Annotated in this window: 22 protein-coding genes, 1 pseudogene and 1 riboswitch; of the genes and pseudogenes, 17 read left to right on the forward strand and 6 right to left on the reverse strand. The window is 60.3% G+C overall.

Going from position 1 to position 26,721, the window contains the following annotated elements:
• Window positions 1–10: 10 nt before the first annotated feature.
• The 4 genes from EFD56_RS18040 (at window position 11) to EFD56_RS18055 (ending at window position 2,190) form a co-directional block, all read left to right on the forward strand.
• Complete coding sequence (locus EFD56_RS18040) at window positions 11–277, forward strand: BON domain-containing protein (protein WP_010023377.1); 267 nt, start codon at window positions 11–13, stop codon at window positions 275–277.
• 139 nt (window positions 278–416) lie between these two features.
• Window positions 417–716 carry a DUF1236 domain-containing protein gene (locus EFD56_RS18045; RefSeq protein ID WP_010003415.1) on the forward strand — a complete coding sequence of 100 codons (300 nt, stop codon included), beginning with the start codon at window positions 417–419 and terminating at the stop codon, window positions 714–716.
• A gap of 99 nt (window positions 717–815) precedes the next feature.
• Window positions 816–1,643, forward strand: a complete 828-nt coding sequence (locus EFD56_RS18050; RefSeq protein WP_126905926.1) for a DUF1236 domain-containing protein — start codon at window positions 816–818, stop codon at window positions 1,641–1,643.
• 265 nt (window positions 1,644–1,908) lie between these two features.
• Window positions 1,909–2,190, forward strand: coding sequence for a DUF982 domain-containing protein (locus tag EFD56_RS18055; protein ID WP_126905927.1), 282 nt, complete (start codon window positions 1,909–1,911; stop codon window positions 2,188–2,190).
• Window positions 2,191–2,832: 642 nt separating this feature from the next.
• Here EFD56_RS18055 and EFD56_RS18065 read toward each other — a convergent pair.
• Both EFD56_RS18065 and EFD56_RS18075 read right to left on the reverse strand, forming a co-directional pair.
• Window positions 2,833–3,093 (reverse strand): BON domain-containing protein, encoded by a 261-nt coding sequence (locus EFD56_RS18065; protein ID WP_010007559.1) that lies wholly within the window; start codon window positions 3,091–3,093, stop codon window positions 2,833–2,835.
• Window positions 3,094–4,144: 1,051 nt separating this feature from the next.
• Window positions 4,145–4,759, reverse strand: a complete 615-nt coding sequence (locus tag EFD56_RS18075) for a L,D-transpeptidase (RefSeq protein ID WP_037138087.1) — start codon at window positions 4,757–4,759, stop codon at window positions 4,145–4,147.
• A 142-nt stretch (window positions 4,760–4,901) separates the two neighbouring features.
• On the opposite strand from EFD56_RS18075, the gene EFD56_RS32665 reads away from it, so the two are divergent.
• The 5 genes from EFD56_RS32665 to EFD56_RS18095 all read left to right on the forward strand — a co-directional run bounded on the left by EFD56_RS32665 (window position 4,902) and on the right by EFD56_RS18095 (window position 11,250).
• Window positions 4,902–5,072, forward strand: coding sequence for a hypothetical protein (locus tag EFD56_RS32665; RefSeq protein ID WP_164736840.1), 171 nt, complete (start codon window positions 4,902–4,904; stop codon window positions 5,070–5,072).
• 97 nt (window positions 5,073–5,169) lie between these two features.
• On the forward strand, window positions 5,170–6,909 hold the full coding sequence (locus EFD56_RS18080) for an adenylate/guanylate cyclase domain-containing protein (protein WP_126905928.1): 1,740 nt from the start codon (window positions 5,170–5,172) through the stop codon (window positions 6,907–6,909).
• 187 nt (window positions 6,910–7,096) lie between these two features.
• Complete coding sequence (locus EFD56_RS18085) at window positions 7,097–8,167, forward strand: acyltransferase family protein (protein WP_064834530.1); 1,071 nt, start codon at window positions 7,097–7,099, stop codon at window positions 8,165–8,167.
• A gap of 316 nt (window positions 8,168–8,483) precedes the next feature.
• Window positions 8,484–8,834: a cupin domain-containing protein gene (locus EFD56_RS18090; RefSeq protein WP_004680003.1), complete on the forward strand. Its 351-nt coding sequence runs from the start codon at window positions 8,484–8,486 to the stop codon at window positions 8,832–8,834.
• Between the two features lie 286 nt (window positions 8,835–9,120).
• Window positions 9,121–11,250 (forward strand): bifunctional diguanylate cyclase/phosphodiesterase, encoded by a 2,130-nt coding sequence (locus EFD56_RS18095; protein ID WP_064842623.1) that lies wholly within the window; start codon window positions 9,121–9,123, stop codon window positions 11,248–11,250.
• A 179-nt stretch (window positions 11,251–11,429) separates the two neighbouring features.
• Here the strand turns inward: EFD56_RS18095 and EFD56_RS18100 are convergent, their stop codons facing one another.
• Both EFD56_RS18100 and EFD56_RS18105 read right to left on the reverse strand, forming a co-directional pair.
• A complete protein-coding gene (locus EFD56_RS18100; RefSeq protein WP_126905929.1) occupies window positions 11,430–12,674 on the reverse strand; it encodes a cytochrome P450 in 1,245 nt (414 codons plus the stop codon).
• Between the two features lie 145 nt (window positions 12,675–12,819).
• On the reverse strand, window positions 12,820–14,073 hold the full coding sequence (locus EFD56_RS18105; RefSeq protein WP_126905930.1) for a sensor domain-containing diguanylate cyclase: 1,254 nt from the start codon (window positions 14,071–14,073) through the stop codon (window positions 12,820–12,822).
• Window positions 14,074–14,472: 399 nt separating this feature from the next.
• Between EFD56_RS18105 and clpP the strand changes: the two genes are divergently transcribed.
• The 6 genes and pseudogenes from clpP (at window position 14,473) to EFD56_RS18135 (ending at window position 23,541) form a co-directional block, all read left to right on the forward strand.
• Complete coding sequence (gene clpP, locus EFD56_RS18110; RefSeq protein ID WP_003573944.1) at window positions 14,473–15,102, forward strand: ATP-dependent Clp endopeptidase proteolytic subunit ClpP; 630 nt, start codon at window positions 14,473–14,475, stop codon at window positions 15,100–15,102.
• 300 nt (window positions 15,103–15,402) lie between these two features.
• The gene (gene clpX / locus EFD56_RS18115; RefSeq protein WP_004680013.1) at window positions 15,403–16,680 is read left to right on the forward strand and encodes an ATP-dependent Clp protease ATP-binding subunit ClpX; all 1,278 of its coding nucleotides are present in this window, start codon (window positions 15,403–15,405) and stop codon (window positions 16,678–16,680) included.
• A 398-nt stretch (window positions 16,681–17,078) separates the two neighbouring features.
• Window positions 17,079–19,496 (forward strand): endopeptidase La, encoded by a 2,418-nt coding sequence (lon, locus tag EFD56_RS18120; RefSeq protein WP_126905931.1) that lies wholly within the window; start codon window positions 17,079–17,081, stop codon window positions 19,494–19,496.
• A gap of 206 nt (window positions 19,497–19,702) precedes the next feature.
• Window positions 19,703–19,978, forward strand: coding sequence for a DNA-binding protein HupB (gene hupB, locus EFD56_RS18125; protein ID WP_003547346.1), 276 nt, complete (start codon window positions 19,703–19,705; stop codon window positions 19,976–19,978).
• A 123-nt stretch (window positions 19,979–20,101) separates the two neighbouring features.
• Window positions 20,102–20,253: riboswitch (FMN riboswitch) on the forward strand.
• An 82-nt stretch (window positions 20,254–20,335) separates the two neighbouring features.
• Window positions 20,336–21,244, forward strand: a pseudogene (locus EFD56_RS18130) (DMT family transporter).
• A 98-nt stretch (window positions 21,245–21,342) separates the two neighbouring features.
• Complete coding sequence (locus EFD56_RS18135; protein ID WP_126905932.1) at window positions 21,343–23,541, forward strand: esterase-like activity of phytase family protein; 2,199 nt, start codon at window positions 21,343–21,345, stop codon at window positions 23,539–23,541.
• Between the two features lie 437 nt (window positions 23,542–23,978).
• Here EFD56_RS18135 and EFD56_RS18140 read toward each other — a convergent pair whose 3' ends face one another.
• A complete protein-coding gene (locus EFD56_RS18140; protein WP_126905933.1) occupies window positions 23,979–24,965 on the reverse strand; it encodes an aldo/keto reductase in 987 nt (328 codons plus the stop codon).
• Between the two features lie 124 nt (window positions 24,966–25,089).
• On the opposite strand from EFD56_RS18140, the gene EFD56_RS18145 reads away from it, so the two are divergent.
• Window positions 25,090–25,512 carry a (R)-mandelonitrile lyase gene (locus EFD56_RS18145; RefSeq protein WP_184331275.1) on the forward strand — a complete coding sequence of 141 codons (423 nt, stop codon included), beginning with the start codon at window positions 25,090–25,092 and terminating at the stop codon, window positions 25,510–25,512.
• Between the two features lie 20 nt (window positions 25,513–25,532).
• On the opposite strand, the gene EFD56_RS18150 is transcribed toward EFD56_RS18145, so the two are convergent.
• On the reverse strand, window positions 25,533–26,138 hold the full coding sequence (locus tag EFD56_RS18150) for a class I SAM-dependent methyltransferase (RefSeq protein ID WP_126905935.1): 606 nt from the start codon (window positions 26,136–26,138) through the stop codon (window positions 25,533–25,535).
• 165 nt (window positions 26,139–26,303) lie between these two features.
• Between EFD56_RS18150 and EFD56_RS18155 the strand changes: the two genes are divergently transcribed.
• The gene (locus EFD56_RS18155; protein WP_126905936.1) at window positions 26,304–26,663 is read left to right on the forward strand and encodes a hypothetical protein; all 360 of its coding nucleotides are present in this window, start codon (window positions 26,304–26,306) and stop codon (window positions 26,661–26,663) included.
• Window positions 26,664–26,721 lie beyond the last annotated feature (58 nt).

Genomic DNA, 26,721 nt, shown 5'->3' on the forward strand with positions numbered 1-26,721 from the left:
GAACAAGAAAATGAAGTTTGGCCCCAACAATCATGGGGAGCACTGTCCGGAAGGCCACAGCACGGCGGCGACTATCGCGACCATCTCGGCAACTCTTGCCGCCGATCCGGACGTTGACAGCAGCGCCGTCGAAATCAGAATGCTCGGTCCCGTCGTTCTGCTCGAAGGCTACATAACAAAGGCCGCGGATCGCGACAAAATCATCGCGATTGCAGCGACGATCGTAGGCTGGGAAAATGTCCAGGACAGAATGTTGAGCCGCTTCCCACCGCCCTAATGATGTCAGTGTGCCCGGCGCTCAATAGGACCAGGGACCAAGGTCGGGCCAAGCCCGGCACGAAGTCCCACCCGGGAACACTTCCTCCCTTTCCCGGTTCGGCCTTGAGCGGGCCTACCGCAGCAAGGAGGAAGAAAACATGAAAATCAAAGCAATAGGAATTGCCGCCGGCATCCTGGCGGCATCGGCATCCGCCTTTGCGCAGTCTACGACAGTCATTGCGACACCGCCGGAGAAGGTGGTGACCTTTGTCCAAAAGGCTCCCGCCCCGACTGAACGCGTCGTGGTGAAGGAGAAGGTTGTCGTCGGGCAGCCGCTGCCGGAAACGGTGGTCGTGACGCCAATTCCCGATGACCCGACATATGCATACGCGATCGTCAACGATGAGCGTGTGATCGTGGAGCCTTCCACGCGGAAGGTGATCCAGGTCGTCAAGTGACCGACTGGCGGCTCGAGCCGCCCCTTCCAACAACAAGGGCACGCATGCACCGCACGAGAATGCGGATTGCATCGCGTGTCCAAATCTCGGAGATCGATCATGAAAAGCAGCCATCTCGCCATTCTGGCCGCGGCGCTCTCGCTCGGCGTGTCGCCGCTCGCAGCGCTGCCAGCCGCAGCCCAGCAGGACACGCAGAAGAGCGGCCAGACCCAGTCCGGGTCGCAGTCTGACACACAGTCCGGCTCTAGTGCCAGCGGCAAGGGCACCGGCACCGACTGTACGCCAGACGCTTCGGGAGCCTGCCCGCAGGGCAAGGGTCAGTCATCGCAGCAGAAAGCAGGTCAAGGTTCCGACACGCAAAAGAGCGCCCAGCAACCTTCGAACGACAACACGTCGACGAGCGGAAGCGCGTCCGGGAAGTCTTCGACAGAAACCAAGCCAGGTTCGACAGACGCCAGCGGGAGCACGACTACAGAACAGAAAGCCACCACCAAGTCTGGCACTACGGACACCAGTGGCTCGGCCACCACAGGCTCGAAGAGCAGCACGCAGAATGCCAAGCCGGCTGAGGGAGCGAGCAGTGGCAGCACCACGCAAAGCGGTGATGCATCGAAGCAGTCAACCGATCAGAACGCGTCCACGACCAGCAAGGGTTCTTCCGAAACCAACGTCAACATCTCAGTCGAGCAGCAGACCGAAATTCGAACGGTGGTGAAGAAAGTTCATGTTGCTCCGGTGAAGGAAGTCGATTTCACGGTTTCTGTCGGAACGAAAATACCGAAGAAGGTCCGCCTTGAACGGCTCCCCCCGCGCGTTGTGAAGATCGTCCCGCAATACGAAGGCTACCGATTCTTCATCCTTGCGGATGGTCGGATCGTCATTGTCGATCCCGATGCGCTGACGATTGTCTACATTATCGAGGTATAACCGGCTGTTCCCCGGCGGTGTCTCTCTTTCGCCGCCGGGACGCAGGAGGCGTCAATGATCTCTCATGAGCAAAAACGGTCTGGCTGCCGAATACAGAAGCCACTGATCGAGGGAAAACGTTGGTAGGTCTGTTCACTAAAACCTGCTCTGCGCATAGCATCCACAAGGCATCGTCAAGTCGCTCCGCATCTTCGATTTCGCGCGGTTTGAGGGAAGCGGCCGAGCTTGGCAGCTCAGGTGGGACGTTTCCCGCGAGGTAAGGGACATGCAAAGGGTCGGTGTAATCAATTGGCGCGGCGGCAAGGATTTCGCTCCCCTGACGCTTGTAGTTGGCGGCCGAGAGAAACCCAGGCTGATCCGATCACTCCGCGAGGTTGCCGAAGTCCTCATTGTCGCCTGGCCGACAGACGATGGAGAGGAGTACATGGCTGCCGTGAAAGCGTGCCTTGATGCCATTCACGGCAATATCCCGGCCAAGGCGGCTCGCGACGCACTCATTCGCGCTGCGGAGGAAGCGGGGATTCCCGTTATCGCGATTGCTCACTGATATGATAGCTCGGCCTGGTCCGCGCGTGGATCACCAGCTGACAGCTACTCTTGGACCGCGACAGACCCGGAACCATCTCAGGGCACGACACGGATGGTGAAGAATGAGAGAAAGAGCGATGAGCTATCACCGGCATGACCAGCCGCTGACATCGGAAGACTTATCAAAGTGCCAGGTAATGCTTGAAGAATTCTGCTTTGCGAACAACGTCCCGTCTCCCTCTGACGAAGCCGAGCGTGTGGCCGCCATCATCATCGAGCTATACCAGCAGGGCGTCCATGAACTTCATCAACTGAGGCCGCTCGTAGACGGAGCGCGTGGAAAATTGGACTCAGACACATCGCCACAAGAGGCCGAGGACTGAGGGTGCTGCGCTTTCGTGTCGATTGAGTTCAACGCCTGAGAATCGCCGCCCAGCTCAATGGTGGGAACTGGCGTGTCATGTCTGTTACCTTCGCATAAAAGGACAAGGCCATGCCCAGAATTCTAAATGCGCGCCAAATTGTTGTCTCGTCTGATCTCTCGATGAGGTGGCTCTCGCGCTCAATGGCCTTGTCGCGGAAGAGATCGCGGTGCCGGAGCGAGCTATCACCCTTCATTGAAAGTCCACGACGTCCCGGATCGAAAAACGGACAGGAACGATTACTCCCGAGTAGGCGAAGTATATGCCATCTCATCTCGGTCTCGCATTCTGTCGTTCACGTTTTCCGGGCCTGCGATCAACGCGGCGATCGCCGTCGCTTTCTCCCGATCACCGTAGTCCGCCACATAGCCCTCCAGCAACACGCTTCTGCCGACCATACTCACAGAGATCGACGAGCTTTCCAGTTCTGGTTCCATGGACACCGCCGCCTGCACGCTCGCAAGCTGATCGTGGGCGAGGCTTTCCGGCTCGAAACTCATGGCAGTCCTCCTTCGTGATGTGAGGGAAACAGCGGGACGTCAATTTGGTTCGGGCGCCGGGACTTAGGTCCTAGCGATGGATCGGCGTCAGCACGGGGAACGGCACGCTCTGCAGCGCGCGTAGTGATCGCGAAAGTGGGTCTGCAACTGACGCTCTTTGGTACGAAAGCGCACGGGACCTAAGTCCGGGCTATCACGCGCCCACCGACTGGCCTAGCGTCGGGTGTCCAACCCTGATGGACGATGGAAGGAAGGCGCAGTTGGTGTATGTTATCGGTCTCCTTCTGAGCCTTCCTTTCCCGGAAGCATCCTGCGTTCCGGGGCGATATAAGTCTCCTGAGTGAGAGGACGGGAACCGTAGTGACGGAGGGGCACTACCTCCCTCCTCATCGTGGAAGACAGGGGTTCGGGGTGTCCCCCGACCTCGGGGACGGCGGGAAAGTCGTTGAGCAGATGCCGGCGCAATTCGAGGGCGACGTGATCAGGCATCCATCGGAGAATGGGTGCCGTGTCGACGTCAGGCTGAGGTCGTCGCCTGCGAACTAAGGTTTGTCGGCGATTTGGCCAGCAGAGATCGCCCAACGATCGGGTTGTCGCTCAGACGGGTATGCGGACGGCAAGGACTACACAGACGGGTTACGCTTCCCAGATAGCCGTTCCCAGGCGCGACGCATCTTCTGGAGCCGTGAGGAAGTCCGCTGCCTTGCGGGAGGAACCAACATTCCGTTGCGGAAGTCGGCCAAGGCCTGGGCCTCCAACCTCGTTCTTTCGCTCGACCCCTCCCGATCGACGAGCAGCCTGCCGGTCTGATGATCGATGACCGACCACATTCCGTTTTCGAGTGCTTGTATGTCGTAGCGCTGCATGACTGAAGCCAGAGATTGAATGCTCCACATCAGCCTGAAATCCCTTTGAAATCAACTGGCGCAGTGCGTTACTTGAGGCATAATTTGGTGAGATGGTGAACCTCGGATTACCCTAGAAGAACACGATCAACCGGTGTTGGCAACGAGCGGAATCACAAGCATTTCGATGGGTAGATATTTAGGGATCACCGCTGGACGATCACCTGGGTTCCCGGCTGGACCATATCGTAAAGTTCCTCGACGTCCTCGCGATACATTCGAAAACAACCGCTCGAAGCGTTGGTTCCGATTGAGGAAGGGTCATTGGTTCCGTGTATGCGCAGCAGCCCGTCGGCCAGGTAAATTGCGCGGGTTCCAAGCGGATTTGCAGGGCCAGCCTTCACGACCGCTGGAAGCCTCGGGTTCTTCTGCCGCATGCTCGCCGTTGGCCGCCATTCGGGATGCATTCGCTTGGATACCACTCGGGTTGATCCGTACCATTGTTTGCCTTCGCGACCGACGGCAATGGGGTAGGCGAACTGCTCTCCGCTTGCTGTTGTGTAGATAAGGGTGTGCTCACGCGTCGCGATGACGATGGCTCCCCTTCCAATTCGCGTCGATGGCTCCCGTCGTTCTTGCGAAGGTTCCCGATAACCAGGTTCTGGCTCGTAGTAGGGAGGTGGGGGATACGGGCTGTAAGGGTCATCATACCCATAGCCGCCGTCGTATTCATCGTATCCATCATACGGCGCGTAAACTTGGGCTTGGGCATGCGCCACTGTCAGGAAGAGGGCCGCAGCAAGGAGAACCAGCAATCTCATTCTTCGCCACTCGGTTGTTATAAAAGCACTATTGGTCCCAACTCTATGGCGTCATCATGGCGGACCGACCCGTTCGGGATCGCTGCGGATGCGCCGGCGACTTTGACCTGATACTCTTGCCTCCAAACAGGCGGAGTGAGCGATGGGGCGTCGCCTAACCACCATTCTTTCGGCCGACGTGGCCGGCTTTAGTCACCTCATGGGGGCTGATGAAGAGCGGACGCTCGGCGCGTTTCGGGTCTGCCGCGACATCGCCGAGTTCGGCAGTGCTGTCGAGGCGGTGCGGGCCTCCGTCCAAAGCCACACCAGCTGACAGCGTTTGTTTCTCCATATCGGAAGCGGCCCAATGGACTTCGATCTAAGGCGCAAATATCATAAGCCCGTTGCCACTTCCTCGGGTAATTGCCCAAATGGCCGAAGAACGCGTCAAGCGCCGTCTTGCTGCAATCGTCGTCGCGGACGTCGTTGGTTATTCGCGTTTGTTGGAGGAGGACGAGGTTACGACGCTCGCGACGCTGAAGGAGCGCCGAGCGACCATTCTCCAGCCTATCGTGCGGGCGCATGGCGGCCGTGTCGTCAAAGTGATGGGAGACGGGGTTCTCCTGGAGTTCGCAAGTGCAGTCAACGCCCTGTCAGCAGCGATCGAGTTGCAGCGGAAGATGGCGGATGCAAACACTGCCCTGCCGGAGGCGCGGCGGATCGTGTTGCGCATCGGGATCAATCTCGGCGATGTCGTCATAGACGGCAGTGATCTCTATGGCGACGGCGTCAACATCGCCGCTCGGCTCCAAAGTCTCGCCGAGCCGGGAGCGATCTATGTGGCGGCGGCCATCCGAGATCAAGTCAATCGCAAGCTTGCGCTCAGCTTCGACGATCTTGGGCCGAAGTCCTTGAAGAACATCGCTGAACCGGTTCATGTCTATCGCCCGCTGTTTGAAACCTGGGCCACGGTTTGCGACGAAAAACCAGCCACGCTGCCCCTGCCTGCCAAGCCCTCCATTGCCGTGTTGCCGTTCACCAATATGAGTGGCGAAGCCGAACAGGAAGCGTTTGCGGACGGGTTGACGGAAGACCTGATTACCGACCTTTCGAGAAATGCCGGCTTGTTCGTCATCGCCCGCCACTCGACCTTCGCCTACAAGGGAAAATCAATCGACGTCCGCGTGATCGCACGCGACCTGGGCGTCCGCTACATCCTTGAAGGCAGCGCCCGGCGGACAGCAGGCCGAATGCGCATCAACGTCCAGCTCATCGATGCGGTTGGCGGTGGTCATCTCTGGGCCGAGCGCTTCGACCGAAGTCTCGAAGACATCTTCAGCGTTCAGGACGAGGTCATCGGCAAGATCGTCGAGGCGCTCGTTGGACAATTGGTTGAGCTGCCGCCGCGAAAACGTCCGAAGAGCCTGGAGGCTTACGACATCTGCGTCCGAGGACGCAGCTTGATCTCATCCTTCACAAGCTTCCCGGAGGCCATTCGGGAAGCCCAAATACTGTTGGAGCGGGCGATCCTAATCGAACCGGAGTATTCGGAGGCTTCCCGCTGGCTCGCTTTCGTGCACTGGCAGCTATGGGCTCACAGCATCGAGCCCTCAGACGAGAACCGGTCCCGGGCGTTGGAGCTGGCCCGCCGGGCGGTGCAATTGGATGGGAGCGATGCCGCGGCGCGTTGGGTCCTTGGGTATTTGCTCGCTTACGAAAAGTCGTGGCCAGCGTCCGACACGGAGTTTGAGGCGGCCTTCAGGCTTGAGCCGAACAACACGGATGCCCTCGTCATGTCGTCGGAACTCGCAGTGTATGCTGGCCAGCCATTGGAAGCGATAGACACCATTTCCCGGGCACTCCGGCTGAACCCGCGCCCACCAGGCTGGTATTATTGGGAGCTTGGACTGGCCTATTACGCAGCTGGCCGATACGTGGAGGCCGTAAAGACATTGCGTATGGAGGCTACCTACCGCAGCGCCTCGCGCCGAATACTAGCTGCCAGCCTCGCCCAGCTCGGCCGAAAAGACGAGGCAATACGCGAGGCGGCTCTTTTCATGGCGAAGACACCGAATTTCACGATTGCTCACTGGGCCGCTGCACAACCCGCTCGCGACATGGAGACGGTCCAGCGCTTTGTCGAAGGCTATCGCATGGCTGGCTTGCGGTAGAATCCGGCCTTCAGATTTTCGACCTTTCATAGGCGATAAGTAGATCAGTTACGAGAACGCCATTGATAAAAACCGTGCCCCCTCGGGAACCTTGCTCCTGACTTTATCCGGTTTTAGGCAGCAAAGCGTTGTGTCGCCTCAAAACCCACCTTAATGAACTGTTAAATTTAACGGAGCGGAGGCTCGCATGCAGGAGCCCGGAGTCAGCAAGCCATTTTACCCGAACTTCAACATGGTCAGGCTCATTGCTGCCTCCATGGTTATCTTCTCGCATGCCTTCCTTATCTCGGAAAAGACCTCGGCGAACGAACCCTTCATGCGCCTGCTCGGCGAGGGCAACAATCTTGGTAAATTCGGGGTCTATGTGTTTTTCATCACGAGCGGCTTCCTCGTGACGCAGAGTGCGCAGTTCGGCAGCGTCGGTGCTTTTCTCTGGCGGCGGGCGCTGAGGATATATCCGGCGCTGGTAGTCTGCACGCTGCTCAGCGTCTACGTTTTAGGCCCCTTGTTCAGCCCGTTGGGGATCAGTGGTTACTTGCTCTCGTCGTTCCACCTGAGGACGACAGTGTATTCGGTGCTCAATCCGAACTATGGCATGGAACTGCCGAATGTGCAGTTCTATGATCCTGCAATCTCCTGGCTCGCCACCTTCATCAACGGCTCACTTTGGACGATCAGCCAGGAAATCTTCTGCTACCTGATCCTTGCGGGATTAATGGCCATCGGGATTCTGCGAGCGCCGTTCGTGGCAATTACCCTCGCCGTGGGCGTGACCTGGGCGCTTTTCTTCGACGATCCGTGGCCAGACAGAAAGTTGATAACGGATTTCACTTTTATCGCTCCCTATTTCTTCGGCGGGTCGCTTCTCTGGTTCGTGATGGAAAAGTGGCGGCCAAATATTGTCCTGGCGTTGATTTTCGTGGCGCTCGGTGTGCTCTTCTACGTCTTTTGGCCCAAATACCTCTATGGACCCATGTTGTTCGCCGTTCCGCTTGTCTGCATCGCGACGTCGCCGACCATACGCCTGCCGACTCTCGAGCGCGTGGGCGACGTCTCCTACGGCACCTATCTCTATGGCTGGCCGGTGGAGCAGGTGGTGAACCATGCCCTCGGCCAGTACAGCACGCCGTGGACAGTGTTCGCCCTTTCCCTGCCGACATCGTTGTTGTTCGGTTGGCTTTCATGGCATCTGCTGGAAAAGCGTGCGCTGCGGTTGAAGCGAGCCTCATTCCTCCAGCGACAGCCTATCAGTCCGTAAGCGATGGTCCCATGCTCCCGGCTATTTTGATTGAAGCGTCTGGTTCCGGCAAAACAACCATCCCTCGGGCAATCGTCGGGCGCTCCTACGCCATGCCCTCCACACGATATCCAATCGACCAGCCGCGATAGGCGCGGCCATCGCAACGATCGCGACCGTCATCTGATGTCGCCAGCCTGATTCCAGCAGGGGAGGCCAAATTGGTCGAAGTTCACGAGCGTCTCTTGGTTGAAAAGTTGAATATAGCTATGCTGCGAAAGCCCTGGAGCTGAGCAAGGGTAGGCTGCGAAGAGCGCTGAAATCGAAGAGATTCAGGATGACTGTGAGCAATTTCATCACCTTCGGCATCGATGGCATCGCCCCCGAGTTCGGCGCCCCCGAACCCGATCGGATTATCTCAGGCAACCCGCAGTTCCGCACCTGGAACCTCGAGGAGGCCGAAGGCGGCCTCTATTCCGGCATCTGGGAGGCGACGCCCGGCAAGTGGCGGATCGTTTACGAGGAATGGGAATATTTCAGCCTTCTGTCCGGCCATTCGATCGTCACGGAAGACGGCGGTGAGCCGGTTCATCTGAAGGCGGGCGACCGAATGATCTTGAAACCCGGCTTCAAGGGAACCTGGGAAGTCGTTGAAACGACTCGCAAGGACTATGTGATCAAGGTTTGAGCAGTGGCTGCAGATCGACTGTGACCTGCGCAAAGCCAAAAACTTAAAGCGCGACGACAGAATCTGAAGCATTGCGACGCGCTTTGGGCCTGTCCCGGTTTGTGGCGATTGCCGTCCGTTTCCGCTGAGATGGCCGCGTCTCCTTCCCAGATAGAAGGCTTTTGATCTATCTCGTTAAAGATATCTATATCGTCACATGCTACACCTTATCCGCAGCGCATTGCGGACATGATGTCTCCTGCGGTCCCCCAGACATGGTCTTGCAATCGATCTTTCCGGAATTTGCATGTCGTCGAATCCTGCGAGTAGGCACGTTCGCACTCAAACCTCTTCCATCATTGCGACAACGGTGTGCTTCCTTCTGGTAGCCCTCGTTCTCACAGGCCTCATGGCCCATGTCGTGACAACGATGACCCGGTCGGCGAACCAGATTGACGATGCCCGGGCGAGCCGCGCTGCGCGCGCTGCAATCGCAGCCTTTGTCGCCCGGCTCGGCGCAACAACGACGGACAATGCCGTATGGGACGATGCTTTCCGTGCGGTCTCCACTCCGGGCGCCACCGATTGGGCCTATGAGAATTGGGGGAAGACCAGCGAGGACTATGCCCTTTATGATGGAGCCGTCGTGATCGGCCCGGACCGGACTTCAATCGTTTCCGCCTATGCGAAAGGCAAGCCTTTCCAGCCGGGCGTCTTCTTCGGCGAAGCCTTTTATCGGCAGGCCAAGGTGGCGGCCGATCCGGCGCGCACGCCTTTGGTGAATTTCATCAAAACGGAAAAAGGCATCGCGCTGCTCGCATCGCAGGCAATCCAACCTTACGACGATGCCGCAGACACTGAAAAATTCAGCACGCTGAGCTTCTACAAGGAGTTTACCCAGGAGGTCCTGGACACGCTCTCGAACGAACATGAGCTCGAGGGCCTGCGCCTCGAGGCGGCGCCTAGGGCCGATTTCCTGAATACGCCGATCACCGATATGAAAGGGGCGGTCATCGGCTATCTTGTCTGGCCAAGCAAAGCGCCCGGAAGCACTGTATTTCACCAGGTTACACCTTACGTCGCGGCCGCGATCGTCATCCTGGCGCTGTTCCTTGTCGCAGTCCTGATGGTCGGCGCGTCCGAAGCGCGGCGTTTGCGCCAGCTGGCGCAGGCAGCGCTTTACGAAGCGGGTCACGATAGTCTGAGCGGCCTGTTGAACAGACAGGGGCTGCTCAGTCTGCTCGAAGAACTGGATGATACAGCCTCTTCACCGCCGCGGCTTTATCTCGTCGACCTTGATGGCTTCAAGGCCGTCAACGACGCCTGGGGACATGCGGTCGGCGACGATCTGATCCGCCTGGTTTCGAAGGCGCTGATGGCCTGCCATCCGGAAGTCGTCGCCGCCGCCCGGCTGGGGGGCGACGAATTCGCACTGGTGCATGTTGGCCCCGCCACCTGCGAAGAGATGGAGAGGGCTATTCTGGCACTGTTTGCCGAGCCCTTTAAAATCGATGGGCGGACAATCGAAGTCGGCGCAAGCATCGGAGCTGCCACGCGCGACGGAGACATCGAGCCCTTGGAACTGCTGCGCAGAGCCGACATGGCGCTTTATCGCGCCAAGGCAAACGGCAGAGGCCAGGCGATCGAATATGACCCCGAGCTGGACCGGGAGCGCCAGCAGGTCGCCGAGCTCGAGGCTCTGCTGAAGACTGCCATCGGCACCGGCGCGATCGAAGCCGTCTTCCAGCCTCTCGTCTCTGCCTCGACCGGCATGGTGACGGGGCTTGAAGCCCTGGCGCGCTGGCGAACACCCGCAGGCAATGTCAGTCCGGAGGTCTTCATCCCCCTTGCCGAGAGATGCGGTCTCATCGACGCGCTCGGCGTTCATATGCTGAGAACATCGATCGCACATGCCAAGACCTGGCCCGATCTGGCTCTGTCGGTGAATGTCTCGCCGGTGCAGCTGTGCAATCCGGAATTTGCGGCCGAAGTGATCTCGGTCCTGCAGGAGCTCGATTTCGACCCGAAGCGTCTGACGTTGGAGATCACCGAAGGCGTCCTGATGACAAATCCGGATCAGGCACGGCGCTCGATCGACCAGCTCAAGCGCGTCGGCATCAAATTCGCGCTCGACGACTTCGGCTGCGGTTACGCGAGCATCGGGGCATTGCGGCAGTTCGGCTTTGATCGCATGAAAATAGACCGCTCGCTCGTCTCGGCGCTCGACGAAGGCGCAAAGGGCGCCGATGTCCTTCGGGCGACCATCTCTCTGGCGACCGCCCTGCAGATCCCGGTCACCGCCGAAGGGATCGAGACTTCCCGCCAGGCGGCGATCCTGCGGGATGCGGGCTGCGATCAGCTTCAAGGCTATCTGATCGGAAAACCCATGTCGGCGCACGACATTGCCGGCAAGCTGCAGGAAGAAGCGGCCGCCTAATTTCAGGTCGGCTCGGCCTGGATCTGAATCCTGTTCTAAATCAGAGAATGGGAGCATGGTGTCGTCCGAAAACCGCTCACACTTTTCGGCATCATGCTTCAGAAGCACGGGTCACCTGGCTGACCCGCTAGCCGGCACGCCGCACAGATCCTTCAGTCGCCGAAGGTCAGGCCTCGGTATCACCACTGCAGATCCAGCCGCTCCAACCCGTGGAAATGGTAGACGTCCTTGACGTCAGGCGTCTTCGCCAGTCTGAGACCGGCAAGCCGCTCGAACAGGATCGGCAACACGACGTTGAGCTCCAGCCGCGCCAGCGGTGCGCCGATGCAGAAATGGATGCCGGCGCCGAAGGAGAGGTTCGTCGCCTCGTTGCGGTCGGGCCGGAAGGCGAGGGGATCGGTGAACTTCGCCGGGTCGAGATTGGCGGCGGCGAGGATGAGGCTCACCTTGTCGCCGCGCTTGAAGGAGACGCCATCGATTTCGGCCGGTTCCAGCGCCCAACGCTGGAAGATGTGGACCGGCGCGCAGATGCGTAGCGTCTCCTCGACCGTACGCTCCGTCGTTGCCTCGTCGCGGAAGAGTTCCACCGGATCTGCGCCGCTGCCGAGGATGGTGCGCACGGAATTGCCGATCTGGTGCACGGTCGCCTCATGGCCAGCGTTGAGCAGCACGATCGTCGTCGAGATCAGCTCTTCCTCGGTGAGATACTGACCCTTGTGCTCGGTATGGATCATGTGGGTGAGCAGATCGTCGCGCGGCTCGGCGCGGCGTTCGGCGATGACGGTCCTGACGTAATCGGAGAATTCCTTCGCCGCCCGTTCGGCCTCATCCTCCTGCTCGCGCGTGCGCCCGAACATGTACATGCGGACATAGGCATGCGACCAGGCGAGCAACTGCGGCCCCATCTCTTCGGGGATGCCGATCATGCGGGCGATCATCGTCACCGGGATGATATCGGCAAAGGCGGAGAGCAGCTCGACCTCGCGCTTATCGGCGAAGCCGTCGATCAGCCGGTTGGCGAGTTCGGCAAGCTCCGGCTTCATCTTCTCGACATGGCGGGAAACGAAGGCACGGTTGACGAGGGTGCGCAGCCGCGTGTGCTCCGGCGGTTCGAGTTCGAGCAGGGAGTAGCGTTCGGAGAGATCGAAACTCTCAAGATGCGGCATCGGCTCGGCAAGGCCAAGCTCCTCGCGGCTGGCGATATGCAGGATCTGCCGGCCGAAGCGGCGGTCGCGCAGCAGCGCGTTCACATGGTCGTAGCCGGTGAAGAACCACTGTTTCTGCTCGGTCCAGTAGAATGTCGGACAATGAGCATGAAGGGCGGCATAGACGGCATTCGGATTGCCGTAGAAGGCGGGGTTGCGAGCGTCCAGCGAGACATGGCGGAGCGCTGGGTCGATCGAGAGAAAGGGCGGTATCGTCATGCCCCGAGGCTTAGCGGATTTGCTGGGCCTCGAAAAGATGCGGGTGAGGAGAGCCGGCAGGAAACAGGGCATGCCCGACCGGAGGCGCCGACGACTTTAAGATCGGAGTCTAAGCGCGGGGATTGATTCGGTTTTCATGCTGCGGCTAGCCGGCCCGCGACAGCGTGCCCATGCGCCGCAGCGCCTCGACCTGATCATCGACCGTCGGCACGAGTTCGCCGGCAGTGGCGCTGGGCGTGGCCGGCGCCGGGGCCGCCGATTCCGTTTCGCCGAAGGTGACCGTGCAGTTGCGGCCGGCAGCCTTGGCGGCATAGAGCGCCCGGTCGGCGGCCGAAATCAGCTTGTCGATATTGGCATCGATCGAGGAGGCGAGCGCAATGCCGATGCTGACCGTGACCGGAACGATCGCTTCGCCGGTGGCGACGGGAAGGCGGCAGAATTCGGTGCGGATCGCTTCGGCGATCGCCTCGGCTTCCATCTGGTCCGCGACGGCGGCAAAGGCGGCGAATTCCTCGCCGCCCATGCGGCCGAAGATGTTGCCAGGAATATACTGCCGGGCCATGCGCGCAAAGGCGATGAGCACCGCGTCGCCGGCCTGGTGGCCGAAGCGGTCGTTGACGCGCTTGAAATGGTCGAGGTCGAAAAGGATCACCGCGACCTGCCGCTGTTCGCCATGGGCTCTCTCCTGGCTGGGCTCGAAATAGCCGAGCAGGCCGCGGCGGTTGAGCACGCCGGTCAGGGAATCGGTCAGCGTCATTGTACGCAGATGCCGTTCGGAGCGTTCCATGACCAGCCGGCAGGTGAGCGCGAAGGCGATGGTGAGCAGAAAGGCGCTTGCCAGGGCCGAGACGCCGCCGAGATTGGTCGCATCGATATCGCTTGGCAGCGTCACTGCCATCGTCAGCGCCGAGCCGAAACACAGGCAGCCCTGCATGACGAACACGCCCATCAGCTTGATGCGAGTGCGCTCACGGCGCATGTCGCCGGCGGCGACCGCCATCGCCAATGCGGTGGCGCCGGTCGCCGAAGCGAGATTGTAGAGCACGACGCGGTTTGAATAATCGGTGTTGACCCAGGGCAGGAATACCCCGGCCAGCCAGATTGCCGGCGGCAGCAGCGCCCACCATTCGATCTTCTTGCGATCGAGCGCGAGAAAACCCGCCACCCAGGCGCTCTGGCCGAGCAGCGCGATGGCATTGCCGATCTCGACGGACACCAGGCTGGGGACCTGGCCGCGCAGCGCGATCATCGCAAAACCGATGCCGGTCAGAAGAAAGCCGAGGCCCCAATAGAGGTAGGCTTCGTTCCTGACGTTGTGGCGCCAGGCGACCAACAACACCAGAGCGAGCGTCATGGCCTCCGAACACCAGATGGCGAGACCTGTAGCGATATTGAACACGGCAGCAACCCCTTGCCCGTCGACCTTGTCTGTTGGGCCGCATCCTTGCTGAGGAAGCTCGCCACTTCCTTAATGCTGTTGCATTGCGGCATGAATTCCAGCCGGTATCTGACGGTAGGCTTTCCGTTGGGTAAACGTATGTGAGCGTTGCCGGATGGAGTAAGCTTTCCTTCATCCTGTCATCGAGAAAAGCCGGGGGAGATCCCGCCGGGGGCTCGCGGTCATCAGGCATTTGCGAGAAAGAGGCTGCCCACGCCAAAAGCTCGGCCGCCTTGCTCCGCCTTCTTAACGTTATCCTCATGCGTGTCTTGAAGAGGAGGGCAGGGACACTCTATGTAGGGATATGGCATTTTCTTTGATTCCCGGCGGCCGCCGGCATGACGTTGACAAAGGACGCACATGAGAAACCCAGTTGATACCGCAATGGCCCTCGTGCCGATGGTCGTGGAACAGACCAACCGCGGTGAACGCTCCTACGACATCTATTCCCGCCTGTTGAAGGAACGCATCATCTTCCTGACCGGCGCCGTCGAGGATCACATGGCGACGCTCGTCTGCGCCCAGCTGCTCTTCCTCGAGGCCGAAAACCCGAAGAAGGAAATCGCCCTCTACATCAATTCGCCCGGTGGCGTCGTCACCGCCGGCATGGCGATTTACGATACGATGCAGTTCATCAAGCCGGCCGTTTCGACGCTCTGCATCGGCCAGGCCGCGTCCATGGGATCGCTGCTGCTGGCCGCCGGCCACAAGGACATGCGCTTCGCCACGCCGAATTCCCGCATCATGGTGCACCAGCCCTCGGGCGGCTTCCAGGGCCAGGCCTCGGACATCGAGCGCCACGCCCGCGACATCCTCAAGATGAAGCGCCGCCTGAACGAGGTTTATGTCAAGCACACCGGCCGCACCTATGAGGAAGTTGAAAAGACCCTCGATCGTGACCATTTCATGGATGCGGACGAGGCCCAGGGCTGGGGCGTGATCGACAAGGTTCTGACGTCGCGCCTCGAGATGGAAGGCGAGCAGGCCTAGTAATTAATTGGGATGGTGTTTTTGCCGCCACAGTTCTATCTCATTTGTGATCGAACAAGGCTTTCATCTGGCGGCGAAGACGCTAATAGTAACTTTAATGCTATGTTGAATTTTTATGACATAGCATTTGGCATTCGAAGGGGATTCGTTGCCGCCGGAACCTGAACATGGTTGATTGGGACCGGTTCGTAGCCCCTGAAGCCCTTCTCGGCAAAGGCTCCGGAAACGGAGTGCCGCCAGGAGCTGATAGAGTGGACCGCGATTTCGCCTTGAAATGCGGCGTGCTGGAAGGAAAATGATATGAGCAAGGTCAGCGGCAGCAACGGCGGCGACAGCAAGAATACCCTCTATTGTTCGTTCTGCGGAAAGAGCCAGCACGAAGTCCGGAAACTGATTGCCGGACCGACCGTCTTCATCTGCGATGAATGCGTCGAATTGTGCATGGACATCATCCGCGAGGAAAACAAGTCCTCGATGGTCAAGTCCCGCGACGGCGTTCCGACGCCCCAGGACATCATCAAGGTCCTCGACGAATATGTCATCGGCCAGCGCCAGGCGAAGAAGATCCTGTCGGTCGCCGTTCACAACCATTACAAGCGCCTGGCGCACGCCTCCAAGAACGGCGAAGTCGAGCTGGCGAAGTCGAACATCATGCTTGTTGGCCCGACCGGCTGCGGCAAGACCTATCTTGCCCAGACGCTTGCCCGCATTATCGACGTTCCCTTCACCATGGCCGATGCGACGACGCTGACCGAAGCCGGCTATGTCGGTGAGGACGTCGAAAACATCATCCTCAAGCTCTTGCAGGCGGCTGACTACAATGTCGAGCGCGCCCAGCGCGGCATCGTCTACATCGACGAAGTCGACAAGATTTCGCGCAAGTCCGACAATCCGTCGATCACCCGCGACGTCTCGGGCGAGGGCGTGCAGCAGGCGCTTCTGAAGATCATGGAAGGCACGGTCGCTTCCGTCCCGCCGCAGGGCGGCCGCAAGCACCCGCAGCAGGAATTCCTGCAGGTCGATACGACGAACATCCTGTTCATCTGCGGCGGCGCTTTCGCCGGCCTCGACAAGATCATCTCCGCCCGCGGCGAGAAGACCTCGATCGGCTTCGGTGCGACCGTCAAGGCCCAGGACGACCGCCGCGTCGGCGAAGTCCTGCGCGAACTGGAGCCGGAAGATCTGGTCAAGTTCGGCCTCATCCCGGAATTCATCGGCCGTCTGCCGGTTCTGGCGACGCTCGAGGATCTCGACGAGGATGCGCTGATCCAGATCCTGTCCGAGCCGAAGAACGCGCTGATCAAGCAGTACCAGCGCCTGTTCGAGATGGAAGACGTCGAACTGACCTTCCACGAGGACGCGCTGCGCGAAATCGCCCGCAAGGCGATCGTGCGCAAGACCGGCGCTCGCGGTCTTCGCTCGATCATGGAGAAGATCCTGCTCGACACGATGTTCGAACTGCCGACGCTGGAAGGCGTGCGCGAGGTCGTCATCTCCGAGGAAGTGGTGCGCGGTTCGGCCCGTCCGCTTTACATCTATGCCGATCGCCAGGAAGAAAAGGCCAACGCGTCGGCGTGACCTTGGACTTTCGCACGATTCTTTTGGGGGCTTGCCATTGGCAGGCCCCTTTCTATTTGAAAAACCATGCGAGGGGCTGTTAGTATTTGCGGTGGGGACCGGATATGCCTTTGCCGATGTTGTGCAAGGGTGATGCTTGGCAATGATGCGATGATCTCGTAAGCCTGTTGCTGGCGTTGTATTTTAGCCTGGTCGGAAGTGGTAAGCGCCGGTCCAGCCACGGGCTTCATAGTGTTGGCGTTCCGTTGTAATAAAGCTGTCACATCCGGGGAACGCGGGCGTTAGCGTGGCTTGAAAAGCGTAGTCAGAACCTCCACTTGTAGAGCCAAGTGAGAGCCGGCCGGTCCCAAGCGGCCGTGCAGAGAGCCCGGTAACGGGACGATGGAAAGGACAAAAAAATGACGAAGAAAACGTCTGTAGCGAGCAGCACTGCCTACCCTGTTTTACCTTTGCGCGACATCGTGGTGTTCCCGCATATGATCGTGCCGCTGTTCGTCGGACGGGAAAAATCGATCCGTGCGCTCGAAGAGGTCATGGGCTCGGACAAACAGATCATGCTGGTGACGCAGATCAACGCCAGCGACGATGATCCGGACCCTTCGGCGATTCACAATGTCGGCACGGTGGCCAATGTGCTGCAGCTCCTGAAGCTGCCCGACGGCACCGTCAAGGTTCTCGTCGAAGGGCGCGCGCGCGCCGAGATCGACACCTATACCAGCCGCGAGGATTTCTACGAGGCGCTCGGCCATGTGCTCGAGGAGCCCCACGACGATCCGGTCGAGCTGGAAGCCTTGTCGCGCTCGGTCGTTTCCGAATTCGAGAGCTATGTGAAGCTCAACAAGAAGATTTCCCCCGAAGTGGTCGGCGCCGCCAGCCAGATCGACGACTATTCCAAGCTCGCCGATACGGTCGCATCGCACCTGTCGATCAAGATCACCGAGAAGCAGGAGATGCTGGAAACCACCAGCGTCAAACAGCGTCTCGAAAAGGCTCTCGGCTTCATGGAAGGTGAGATCTCGGTCCTGCAGGTCGAAAAGCGCATCCGCTCGCGCGTCAAGCGCCAGATGGAAAAGACCCAGCGCGAATACTACCTCAATGAGCAGATGAAGGCGATCCAGAAGGAGCTCGGCGACGGCGAGGAAGGCCGCGACGAGATGAGCGAACTGGAAGAGCGCATCGCCAAGACCAAGCTGTCCAAGGAGGCCCGTGAAAAGGCCGATGCGGAGCTGAAGAAGCTGCGTCAGATGAGCCCGATGTCGGCGGAAGCCACCGTCGTGCGCAACTATCTGGACTGGCTGCTCGGCATTCCGTGGGGCAAGAAGTCGAAGATCAAGGCCGATCTCAACAATGCCGAAAAGATCCTCGAAGCCGATCACTTCGGTCTCGACAAGGTCAAGGAGCGCATCGTCGAATATCTGGCCGTGCAGGCCCGCGCCACCAAGATCAAGGGGCCGATCCTCTGCCTCGTCGGCCCTCCTGGTGTCGGCAAGACCTCGCTCGCCCAGTCGATCGCCAAGGCAACCGGCCGTGAGTATGTCCGCATGGCGCTCGGCGGCGTTCGCGACGAAGCCGAAATCCGCGGTCACCGCCGCACCTATATCGGATCGATGCCCGGCAAGGTCATCCAGTCGATGAAGAAGGCCAAGAAGTCCAACCCGCTCTTCCTGCTCGACGAGATCGACAAGCTCGGCCAGGACTATCGCGGTGATCCGTCTTCGGCCTTGCTCGAGGTGCTCGATCCGGCGCAGAACTCGACCTTCATGGACCACTACCTGGAAGTCGAATACGACCTGTCGGACGTGATGTTCATCACGACGGCGAACACGTTGAACATTCCGGCGCCGCTCATGGACCGCATGGAAATCATCCGTATCGCCGGCTACACCGAGGATGAAAAGCGCGAGATCGCCAAGCGGCACCTGCTGCCGAAGGCCATCAAGGAACATGCGTTGCAGCCGGAGGAATTCTCGGTCAGCGACGACGCCCTGATGGCGATCAGCCAGCAGTATACCCGTGAAGCCGGTGTCCGCAGCTTCGAACGGGAATTGATGAAGCTCGCCCGCAAGGCGGTGACCGAGATCATCAAGGGCAAGACGAAGTCCGTTCACGTTACGGCCGCCAACATCGCCGATTACCTGGGTGTCCCGCGCTTCCGCCACGGCGAAGCCGAGGGCGAGGATCAGGTCGGCGTCGTCACCGGCCTGGCCTGGACGGAAGTCGGCGGCGAACTGCTGACCATCGAAGGCGGGATGATGCCGGGCAAGGGCCGCATGACGGTCACCGGCAATCTGAAGGACGTCATGAAGGAATCGATCTCGGCAGCGGCCTCCTATGTCCGCTCGCGCGCCGTCGATTTCGGTATCGAGCCGCCGATGTTCGAAAAGAACGACATCCACGTGCACGTGCCGGAAGGCGCGACGCCGAAGGATGGCCCCTCGGCCGGTGTCGCCATGGCGACCGCGATCGTTTCGATCATGACCGGCATTCCGGTCAACAAACACGTGGCCATGACCGGTGAAATCACCCTTCGCGGCCGTGTGTTGCCGATCGGCGGTCTCAAGGAAAAGCTGCTCGCAGCGCTTCGCGGCGGCATCAAGAAGGTGCTGATTCCGGAGGAAAACGCCAAGGACCTGGCGGAGATTCCTGACAACGTGAAGAACAGCATGGAGATCATTCCGGTCTCCCGCATGGGCGAGGTGATCAAGCATGCGCTGATCCGCCGGCCCGAGCCGATCGAGTGGGACGGCACGGTGGAAACGCCTGTGATCACATCGGTCGAAGGCCTTGATGACACGGGCGCAACCATAGCGCATTGAGTGGCGCTTGCCACATTTATGCCCATTTGGCGCAAAAGACGCGAAAAGGCTGGCGGAAACGCCAGCCTTTTTTGTGAAAACGTCATGGAGACGCTTGCTTTTCCTTGATTTGCAGGGCTTTTGGGTTCCCGGCGGGCCTGATGAAACCTATTCTGCGCCTAGCTTACATTTGAGTCGTTTCATACCATTTAGAAAGGGGTGGAAACATGAACAAGAATGAACTCGTGTCCGCAGTGGCCGAAAAGGCAGGACTGACGAAGTCTGACGCGGCTTCCGCTGTCGACGCGGTTTTCGACGTTGTCCAGGCTGAACTCAAGAACAAGGGCGACATCCGCCTCGCAGGGTTCGGCAGCTTCACCGTTTCTCATCGTGCCGCATCGAAGGGCCGCAACCCGTCCACCGGCGCTGAAGTCGACATTCCGGCTCGCAACGTGCCGAAGTTCACGCCCGGCAAGGGCCTGAAGGACGCCGTCAACGGCTGATTTGAGATTATCCGCCAGCCGTAAACGAGACCGGCTGTGCAGGGTTTTTGAGAGGGGTTCGGCTTTGCCGGGCCCCTTTTCTTTTCGCCGCTTGCCGCATGCCAAACTTTGTTTTACGAACAGAGCCGTTCTCAGGGCGGGGTGAAACTCCCCACCGGCGGTAAGGGTCCCGACCCAAGCCCGCGAGCGCCTTCCCAAGTCTTGGCTAGGGAGGGGTCAGCAGATCCGGTGTGACTCCGGAGCCGACGGTATAGTCCGGATGAAAGAGAATGAGCATGGCCGCGTGCGGGCAGGGGACTGCCAGCCTCAGCGTGTCGTCGCCTCATGCGTCCTGATTTATGTTGGTCCCTATTCTGGATAAAAGACATGAATCAGAATTCCCTTGCAGTCTCCCAATCCCGCGCCCTTGCCGGCGCAACCTTCATGGTGCTTGGAGGCGTGGCCTTTTCGCTCCTCAACGTCGTCACCCAGTGGCTGACGATGAAGCTCGCCTTTCCCCCGGCCTCGGCAGCCTTCTGGCAATAGGCCTTCGCCTTCCTTTTCTCCTTGCCCTTCCTGCGCAAGGCCGGCCTCTCATCGATGCGCACCAACTATCCCTGGCGGCATGTCGTGCGCGTGGTTTTTGCCGCGCTCGGCGTCGAGGCATGGGTTTCTGGCCTTGCCGCGGTGCCGATCTGGCAGGCGATTGCGCTGGTCATGACCTCGCCCTTCTTCATCATCCTCGGCGCCCGCCTGTTCCTCGGCGAACGTGTCGGCGCCGCCCGCTGGGCGGCAACCGCTGTCGGCTTTGCCGGGGCGATGATCATCCTGCAGCCGTGGTCCGACAGCTTCACCTGGGCAGCATTGCTGCCGGTGCTTTCGGCTCTACTCTGGGGCGCCTCTTCACTGATCACCAAGAGCCTGACCGGCATTGAGAAGCCGGAGACGATCACCGTCTGGCTGCTGGTGCTGCTGACGCCGATCAACGGCGGGCTGGCGCTTGTGGCGGGTTTTGCCGTGCCGATGGGCGCGACACTTGCTCTCTTCCTTCTGGCAGGCCTCCTGACGGTTGTGGCGCAATATCTGCTGACCCTTGCCTATGCCAGCGCCGACGCTGCCTATGTGCAGCCGTTCGACGATCTGAAGCTGCCGCTCAACGTACTCGCCGGCTGGCTGTTCTTCGACTATGCGCCGGCGGGTTACCTCTGGCTGGGTGCGGCGCTCATCCTTTCCGCTTCGCTCTTCATCATGCGCAACGAGATACGCAAGGAGCGGAAACTCGCCTGAAATTGTCAGGTACAAAATGCCGCTTCTGTCATGCCTCTGTCATGCCGGTCCCTCAGAAAATCCATTGTTTCGAATGTTCGACACACTTGGGGGATGTCATGACAATTTCATCGCGCAAGGCAGCGCTTGCTGCCGTGCTTCTCGCATCCGTTGCCTTCCCGGCCGCGGCCGAACCGGTTTTCAACCGCATCGCCTCTTTCGCGGTCGCGCAGAACCTGCCTGGTGACAAGGACAAGCTCACGCCGACATCGGCCGAAATCATCACCGCGACCGACGACGGCAAGACGCTGATCTACAGCGACGGCCCGCTCGGCGCGATCGGCTTCATCGACATCACCGACGCCAAGGCGCCGAAATCAGGCGGCGCGCTCATGATGGACGGTGAGCCGACATCGGTCACCTCGAGCGCCGGCAAGGCGCTCGTCGCCGTCAACACCTCCGAGAGCAAGGCGAAGCCCTCGGGTCGTCTGGCGATCGTCGACGTGGCGACGAAGAAGATCGAGAACACCTGCGACCTCGGGGGGCAGCCGGATTCGATCGCTCTCAACAAGGACAAGACACTCGGCGCCATCGCCATCGAAAACGAGCGTGACGAAGAGGTCAATGACGGCAAGATCCCGCAGATGCCAGCCGGCGATCTCGTCGTCTTTCAGGTCAAGAACGGCACGGTCGATTGCGGCACCATCAAGCACGTGGCGCTGACCGGTCTCGCCGGTGTTGCCCCTGAGGACCCGGAGCCGGAATTCGTCGCCTTCAACGGCCTGAACGAGATCGCCCTGACGCTGCAGGAAAACAACGAGATCGTCATCATCGACGCCAATTCGGCTCAGGTAAAAACGCATTTCTCTGCCGGCAGCGTCGATCTTTCCGGCATCGACACCAAGCGTGACGGCGCGCTGAAATTTACCGGCGAATCCAAGGGCGTGCTGCGCGAGCCCGACGCCGTGAAGTGGCTGGACGACAACCGCCTCGTCGTTGCCAATGAAGGCGATTACCAGGGCGGCTCACGCGGCTTCACCATCTTCGACAAGACGGGCAAGCTTCTCTACGAATCGGGTGCATCCTTCGAACGCGCCGTCGCCCATATCGGCCATTATCCGGAAAGCCGGTCGGGATCGAAGGGTGTCGAGCCGGAAGGCCTCGAAGCCGCCAAGTTCGGCGACGACCAATATTTCTTCCTGCTCGCCGAGCGCGCCTCGGTCGTCGGCGTCTACAAGGATACCGGCGCCGATCCTGAGCTCGTGCAACTGCTGCCGTCGGGCATTTCGCCGGAAGGCGGGGTAGCTATTCCTGAGCGCAATCTCTTTGCCACCGCCAACGAGCTCGACCTCGGCAAGGATGGCGGCGCGCGCTCGCATGTGATGATCTACGAGCGTGCGGAAGGCGAGAAGACCTATCCGCAGATCGTCTCCGCCGAAAAGGATGGCAATCCGATCGCCTTCGCCGCCCTTTCCGGCCTCGCCGCCGTTCCCGGCAAGCCGGGCATGCTCTATGCCGTTAGCGACAGCGTTCTCGGCTCGCAGCCGACGATCTATACGATCGATGCCGGCAAGAAGCCGGCAGTGATCACCGACGCTCTTGTCGTCAAGCGTGATGGCGCCCCGGCCCAGAAGCTCGACATCGAAGGCATCGCGGTTGCCGCCGACGGTTCCTTCTGGCTGGCCTCGGAAGGCTACAGCGAGCGTCTCGTCCCGCACGCCCTCTATAACGTCAACGCCAAGGGCGACATCAAGGCCGAGATCGCCCTGCCTAGGGAATTCGCCGCCAACGAAATTCGCTTCGGTTTCGAAGGTGTCACCATTATCGGCACCGGCGACGACGCTACGCTCTGGATGGCGGTCCAGCGCGAGTGGGCTGACGACGAGAAGGGCTTCGTCAAGCTCGTCTCCTACAATCCGAAGAAGAAGGAATGGGGCGCCGTTCGCTATCCCCTCGACAAGACGGAAAGCGGCTGGGTCGGCCTGTCGGAAATCTCGGCTCAGGGCGACAGCGTCTACATCATCGAGCGCGACAACTTCGTCGGCGATGCCGCCAAGCTGAAGAAGCTCTACAAGGTGGCGATCTCGGAGCTGAAGCCCGCCAAGCTCGGCGGCGAACTGCCGGTCGTCAAGAAGACCGAAGCCCACGACTTCCTCGGCGAACTCAAGAGCGCGACCAACGGCTACGTGCTCGACAAGCTCGAAGGCTTCACCTTCGACGCCTCAGGCAAACCCTACGCCGTCACCGACAATGACGGCGTCAGCGATTCCTCCGGCGAAACGCTGTTCTTCCCGGTTGATCTCAGCGCCACGAACTGAATTGTGATAGACGGGATAAAGAAAGAGGCCGGGCGAAAGCCCGGCGTCTCTTTCTTGATGCAGAGGATCCACGGGGTGTCCGCATTCGCAGCCGGAAGGCGAAGGCATCCGACTGAAGAACATTTGCAAAGCAGAGGGCTTCGGCATGGATGCTCGGGTCAAGCCCGAGCATGACGGAGATTGGTGGGACGCGACGGGCAGGAGGCGAGATGCTGTAGCAATTTCAACAGCTTGCGGGTGCAGTGAAGTTGGAGTTTGGCATGGACGCCTCACCATACTCCGTCATCCTCGGCCTTGAGCCGAGGATCCATGCTGCGGCCTCTCACGCGTGCGGGTCCATGCTCGGCTCAAGGCCGCGCATGAAGGAGAGGGGCTGCCTTCAACAAGGGCGGTTCACCGATGCTTCCCACAGCCCCCAGAAAGAAGCAGCTCCGTCTTTACCAGCGCTGATGCACATGCGGCGCGATCAGCCGCGCGTAGATCTCGCGTGTCGCCGCCATGACATCGGCCGCAAGCGGCGCCAGATCGGCGGCGGCCGCGTTGGCTCGCGCCTGTTCGCCGTTGCGGGCGCCGGGGATCACGACGGTGACGGCGTCGCTCATCAGAATCCAGCACAGCGCGAAGGCCGCCATGGTGGCGCCGGCGGGCACCAGCTTGCGCACCTCTTCCACCGCCTGCAGGCCGACCTCGAAAGGCACGCCGGCAAAGGTTTCGCCGACATCGAAGGCTTCGCCGTGGCGGTTGAAATTGCGGTGGTCGTCGCTGGCAAAATGCGTCTCGCGGGTGATCTTGCCGGAGAGCAGGCCGCTTGCGAGCGGCACACGCGCGATGACCGCCACGTTTTTGCGGTGTGCCTCGGCAAAGAACAGGTGGTCGGGGCGCTGGCGGAAGATGTTGTAGATGATCTGGATGCTGACGACGCCGGGATATTCGATCGCCTTCAGCCCGTCTTCGACCTTTTCGACGCTGACGCCGTAACCTTTGATCTTGCCGGCCTTCTGCAGCGCGTCGAGACCATCGAAGACCTCGGGCTGGTAAAATACTTCGCGCGGCGGGCAGTGCAGCTGCACGAGATCGAGGGTTTCGACGGAAAGGTTCTGGAGGCTGCGGTCGATGAATCCTTCGAGATTGGCCTTGGTATAGCCGTCGGCGACGTGCGGGTTGAGCCGGCGGCCCGCCTTGGTGGCGACCATCGGACGTTCGCCGCCACGCGCCTTCAGCACGTCGGCAATGATCCTTTCGGAGCGGCCGTCGCCATAGACGTCAGCCGTATCGATGAAGGTCATGCCGGCATCGAGGGCGGCATTCAGCGCCGCGCGCCCGTCCGCCTCGCTGATATCGCCCCAGGAGCCGCCGATCTGCCAGGCGCCGAAGCCGACATTGGTGACGGTGAAGGGCATGCGGCCGAAAGCATGGTGTTTCATGACGAAATTCTCCAGGTGATGAAAGATATTGGCCTATCAGCCGGGCGGCTATGCGGCAATTGCCGATCCTGGCTTGATCGGTCGCCTCGATGAAATATCGTCAGGTTACAAGGCTTCAACCGCAATGGATGGAAAAGGAAAGATCATGGAGATCAAACCCGCCGGCTCCCGCCCCTCGATGAAACCGCCGGCCGATTATTTCACCGGCGCCGTCCGCCAGGACCCGCTGATCGAGCCGCCGGCGCCGGCCCGGGTGCGGGCGACCTCCGTCACCTTCGAACCCGGCGCCCGCACGGCCTGGCATACGCATCCGCTCGGCCAGACGCTGATCGTCACCTCAGGCAGGGGCCTTGCCCAGAGCTGGGGCGAGGAAATCCGCGAGATCCGCGCCGGCGACACCGTCTGGTTCGCGCCGGGCGAAAAACATTGGCACGGTGCCGGCCACGATACGGCGATGACGCATATCGCCATTCACGAGGCGGTGGACGGCAAGCATGTCGACTGGATGGAAAAGGTCAGCGACGCGCAATATGCCGGCGAGGCGTAAGGCGCGTCACGCGAAACGGATCAGAGCCGCTTCAGGCAATAGGAAAAATGCGCGTGTGATTCGACCGTCAGGAATTCGAATTGCCAGCCGTAATCCTTGCAGAATTTCGTGACCGCCTCGACGACCCCATAGACGATCGGCTTGACCGTATTGCCGGTGCAAAAATCGTGACCGGCAATGCGCCCCGTCCGCTTCACCTTCTTTTCGCAGAGCAGGAGCTCCTGCCAGGTGAGCTCGAAGGAATGGTCGGTATCGATATAGGCCCAATCGAGAAAATCATCCTCGAACTCGGCGAGCTTTTCGAGCGACGTGCCCTGCATCAGATGCAGCCGGCCGGCCTCGATCTCGGCCGCGAACTTGGTGTGGATCGAATCGAGGCCGGAGCTGTAGCGGTCCATCGACCAGGGATCGATGAGATAGAGCTGCGCCGGGCGATTCTTTTCCAGGATCTCCGCGGTATATTCGCCGAAGGCTGCTCCCACTTCGACGACGATGCCGCCGTTCGGAATCCGGTAGAGCAGCTCGCCGCGATCCGGCAGCAGCCGGGCGTTTTCCATGTGGTGGGCGCTGAGCGGCGTGCGCGGCATGCTGGCCCTGAGCGCCTGCCTTTCTTCACGTGTCTTCATCTCTGATCTCGGGATTGCGGGCGGTTGACGGCCCTGATGCGGTCTGCGGGGAACGTAGGAGCAGCGGGCCTAGATGACAACCACATGACGGGAATTTGCTTCTTTCGGACAAATCGCTAAGTTTCATTTGTGGACTGACGAAAAAGCCTCGGGAGGAGCGATTTCATGAGACGCATGTGGCCTGAAGAATTCAACGCCGTTCTCAACGAAGCCGAGGAGGTGATGTTGGAATCACCCGCCGAGGCCGGCGAAGCGCCGTTGCACCGGAAGGCGCTGAAAGCGCGCATCGCCATGGAAGATTACGAGCGAATCTGGCCGCTCGCCGAGATGCGCTTCCGGCTGGGCGAGGGACAGTTCGCCGGCAGGGCCATCACGCTCATCACCACCAACCCGCACTACCATCCCTGGCATCCGAAGGATGGAGGCAGCCTCGAATCGGTCTCGGACAGCGGCCGCCACTACAAGACGGATTATCTCGTCGTGCATTTCCTGCTCGATGACGTAAGGGAAACCTCTCCCGCCTGACCGGCTGCCCCCGGTGTTACCGAAGGGGCGACACCGGGGCCGCTGACGCCGAGTTGAT

This window comes from Rhizobium phaseoli (assembly GCF_003985125.1).
In the GTDB taxonomy this organism is placed as follows: Bacteria; Pseudomonadota; Alphaproteobacteria; order Rhizobiales; family Rhizobiaceae; genus Rhizobium; species Rhizobium phaseoli.

What these genes read in the sequence shown, in the direction of transcription:
- EFD56_RS18040 (WP_010023377.1), top strand. Translation starts at nt 11, where the DNA reads ATGAAGTTTGGCCCCAACAATCATGGGGAGCACTGTCCGGAAGGCCAC.
- EFD56_RS18045 (WP_010003415.1), top strand. Translation starts at nt 417, where the DNA reads ATGAAAATCAAAGCAATAGGAATTGCCGCCGGCATCCTGGCGGCATCG.
- EFD56_RS18050 (WP_126905926.1), top strand. Translation starts at nt 816, where the DNA reads ATGAAAAGCAGCCATCTCGCCATTCTGGCCGCGGCGCTCTCGCTCGGC.
- EFD56_RS18055 (WP_126905927.1), top strand. Translation starts at nt 1,909, where the DNA reads ATGCAAAGGGTCGGTGTAATCAATTGGCGCGGCGGCAAGGATTTCGCT.
- EFD56_RS18065 (WP_010007559.1), bottom strand. Translation starts at nt 3,093, where the DNA reads ATGAGTTTCGAGCCGGAAAGCCTCGCCCACGATCAGCTTGCGAGCGTG.
- EFD56_RS18075 (WP_037138087.1), bottom strand. Translation starts at nt 4,759, where the DNA reads ATGAGATTGCTGGTTCTCCTTGCTGCGGCCCTCTTCCTGACAGTGGCG.
- EFD56_RS32665 (WP_164736840.1), top strand. Translation starts at nt 4,902, where the DNA reads ATGGGGCGTCGCCTAACCACCATTCTTTCGGCCGACGTGGCCGGCTTT.
- EFD56_RS18080 (WP_126905928.1), top strand. Translation starts at nt 5,170, where the DNA reads ATGGCCGAAGAACGCGTCAAGCGCCGTCTTGCTGCAATCGTCGTCGCG.
- EFD56_RS18085 (WP_064834530.1), top strand. Translation starts at nt 7,097, where the DNA reads ATGCAGGAGCCCGGAGTCAGCAAGCCATTTTACCCGAACTTCAACATG.
- EFD56_RS18090 (WP_004680003.1), top strand. Translation starts at nt 8,484, where the DNA reads ATGACTGTGAGCAATTTCATCACCTTCGGCATCGATGGCATCGCCCCC.
- EFD56_RS18095 (WP_064842623.1), top strand. Translation starts at nt 9,121, where the DNA reads ATGTCGTCGAATCCTGCGAGTAGGCACGTTCGCACTCAAACCTCTTCC.
- EFD56_RS18100 (WP_126905929.1), bottom strand. Translation starts at nt 12,674, where the DNA reads ATGACGATACCGCCCTTTCTCTCGATCGACCCAGCGCTCCGCCATGTC.
- clpP (WP_003573944.1), top strand. Translation starts at nt 14,473, where the DNA reads ATGAGAAACCCAGTTGATACCGCAATGGCCCTCGTGCCGATGGTCGTG.
- clpX (WP_004680013.1), top strand. Translation starts at nt 15,403, where the DNA reads ATGAGCAAGGTCAGCGGCAGCAACGGCGGCGACAGCAAGAATACCCTC.
- lon (WP_126905931.1), top strand. Translation starts at nt 17,079, where the DNA reads ATGACGAAGAAAACGTCTGTAGCGAGCAGCACTGCCTACCCTGTTTTA.
- hupB (WP_003547346.1), top strand. Translation starts at nt 19,703, where the DNA reads ATGAACAAGAATGAACTCGTGTCCGCAGTGGCCGAAAAGGCAGGACTG.
- EFD56_RS18135 (WP_126905932.1), top strand. Translation starts at nt 21,343, where the DNA reads ATGACAATTTCATCGCGCAAGGCAGCGCTTGCTGCCGTGCTTCTCGCA.
- EFD56_RS18140 (WP_126905933.1), bottom strand. Translation starts at nt 24,965, where the DNA reads ATGAAACACCATGCTTTCGGCCGCATGCCCTTCACCGTCACCAATGTC.
- EFD56_RS18145 (WP_184331275.1), top strand. Translation starts at nt 25,090, where the DNA reads ATGGATGGAAAAGGAAAGATCATGGAGATCAAACCCGCCGGCTCCCGC.
- EFD56_RS18150 (WP_126905935.1), bottom strand. Translation starts at nt 26,138, where the DNA reads ATGAAGACACGTGAAGAAAGGCAGGCGCTCAGGGCCAGCATGCCGCGC.
- EFD56_RS18155 (WP_126905936.1), top strand. Translation starts at nt 26,304, where the DNA reads ATGAGACGCATGTGGCCTGAAGAATTCAACGCCGTTCTCAACGAAGCC.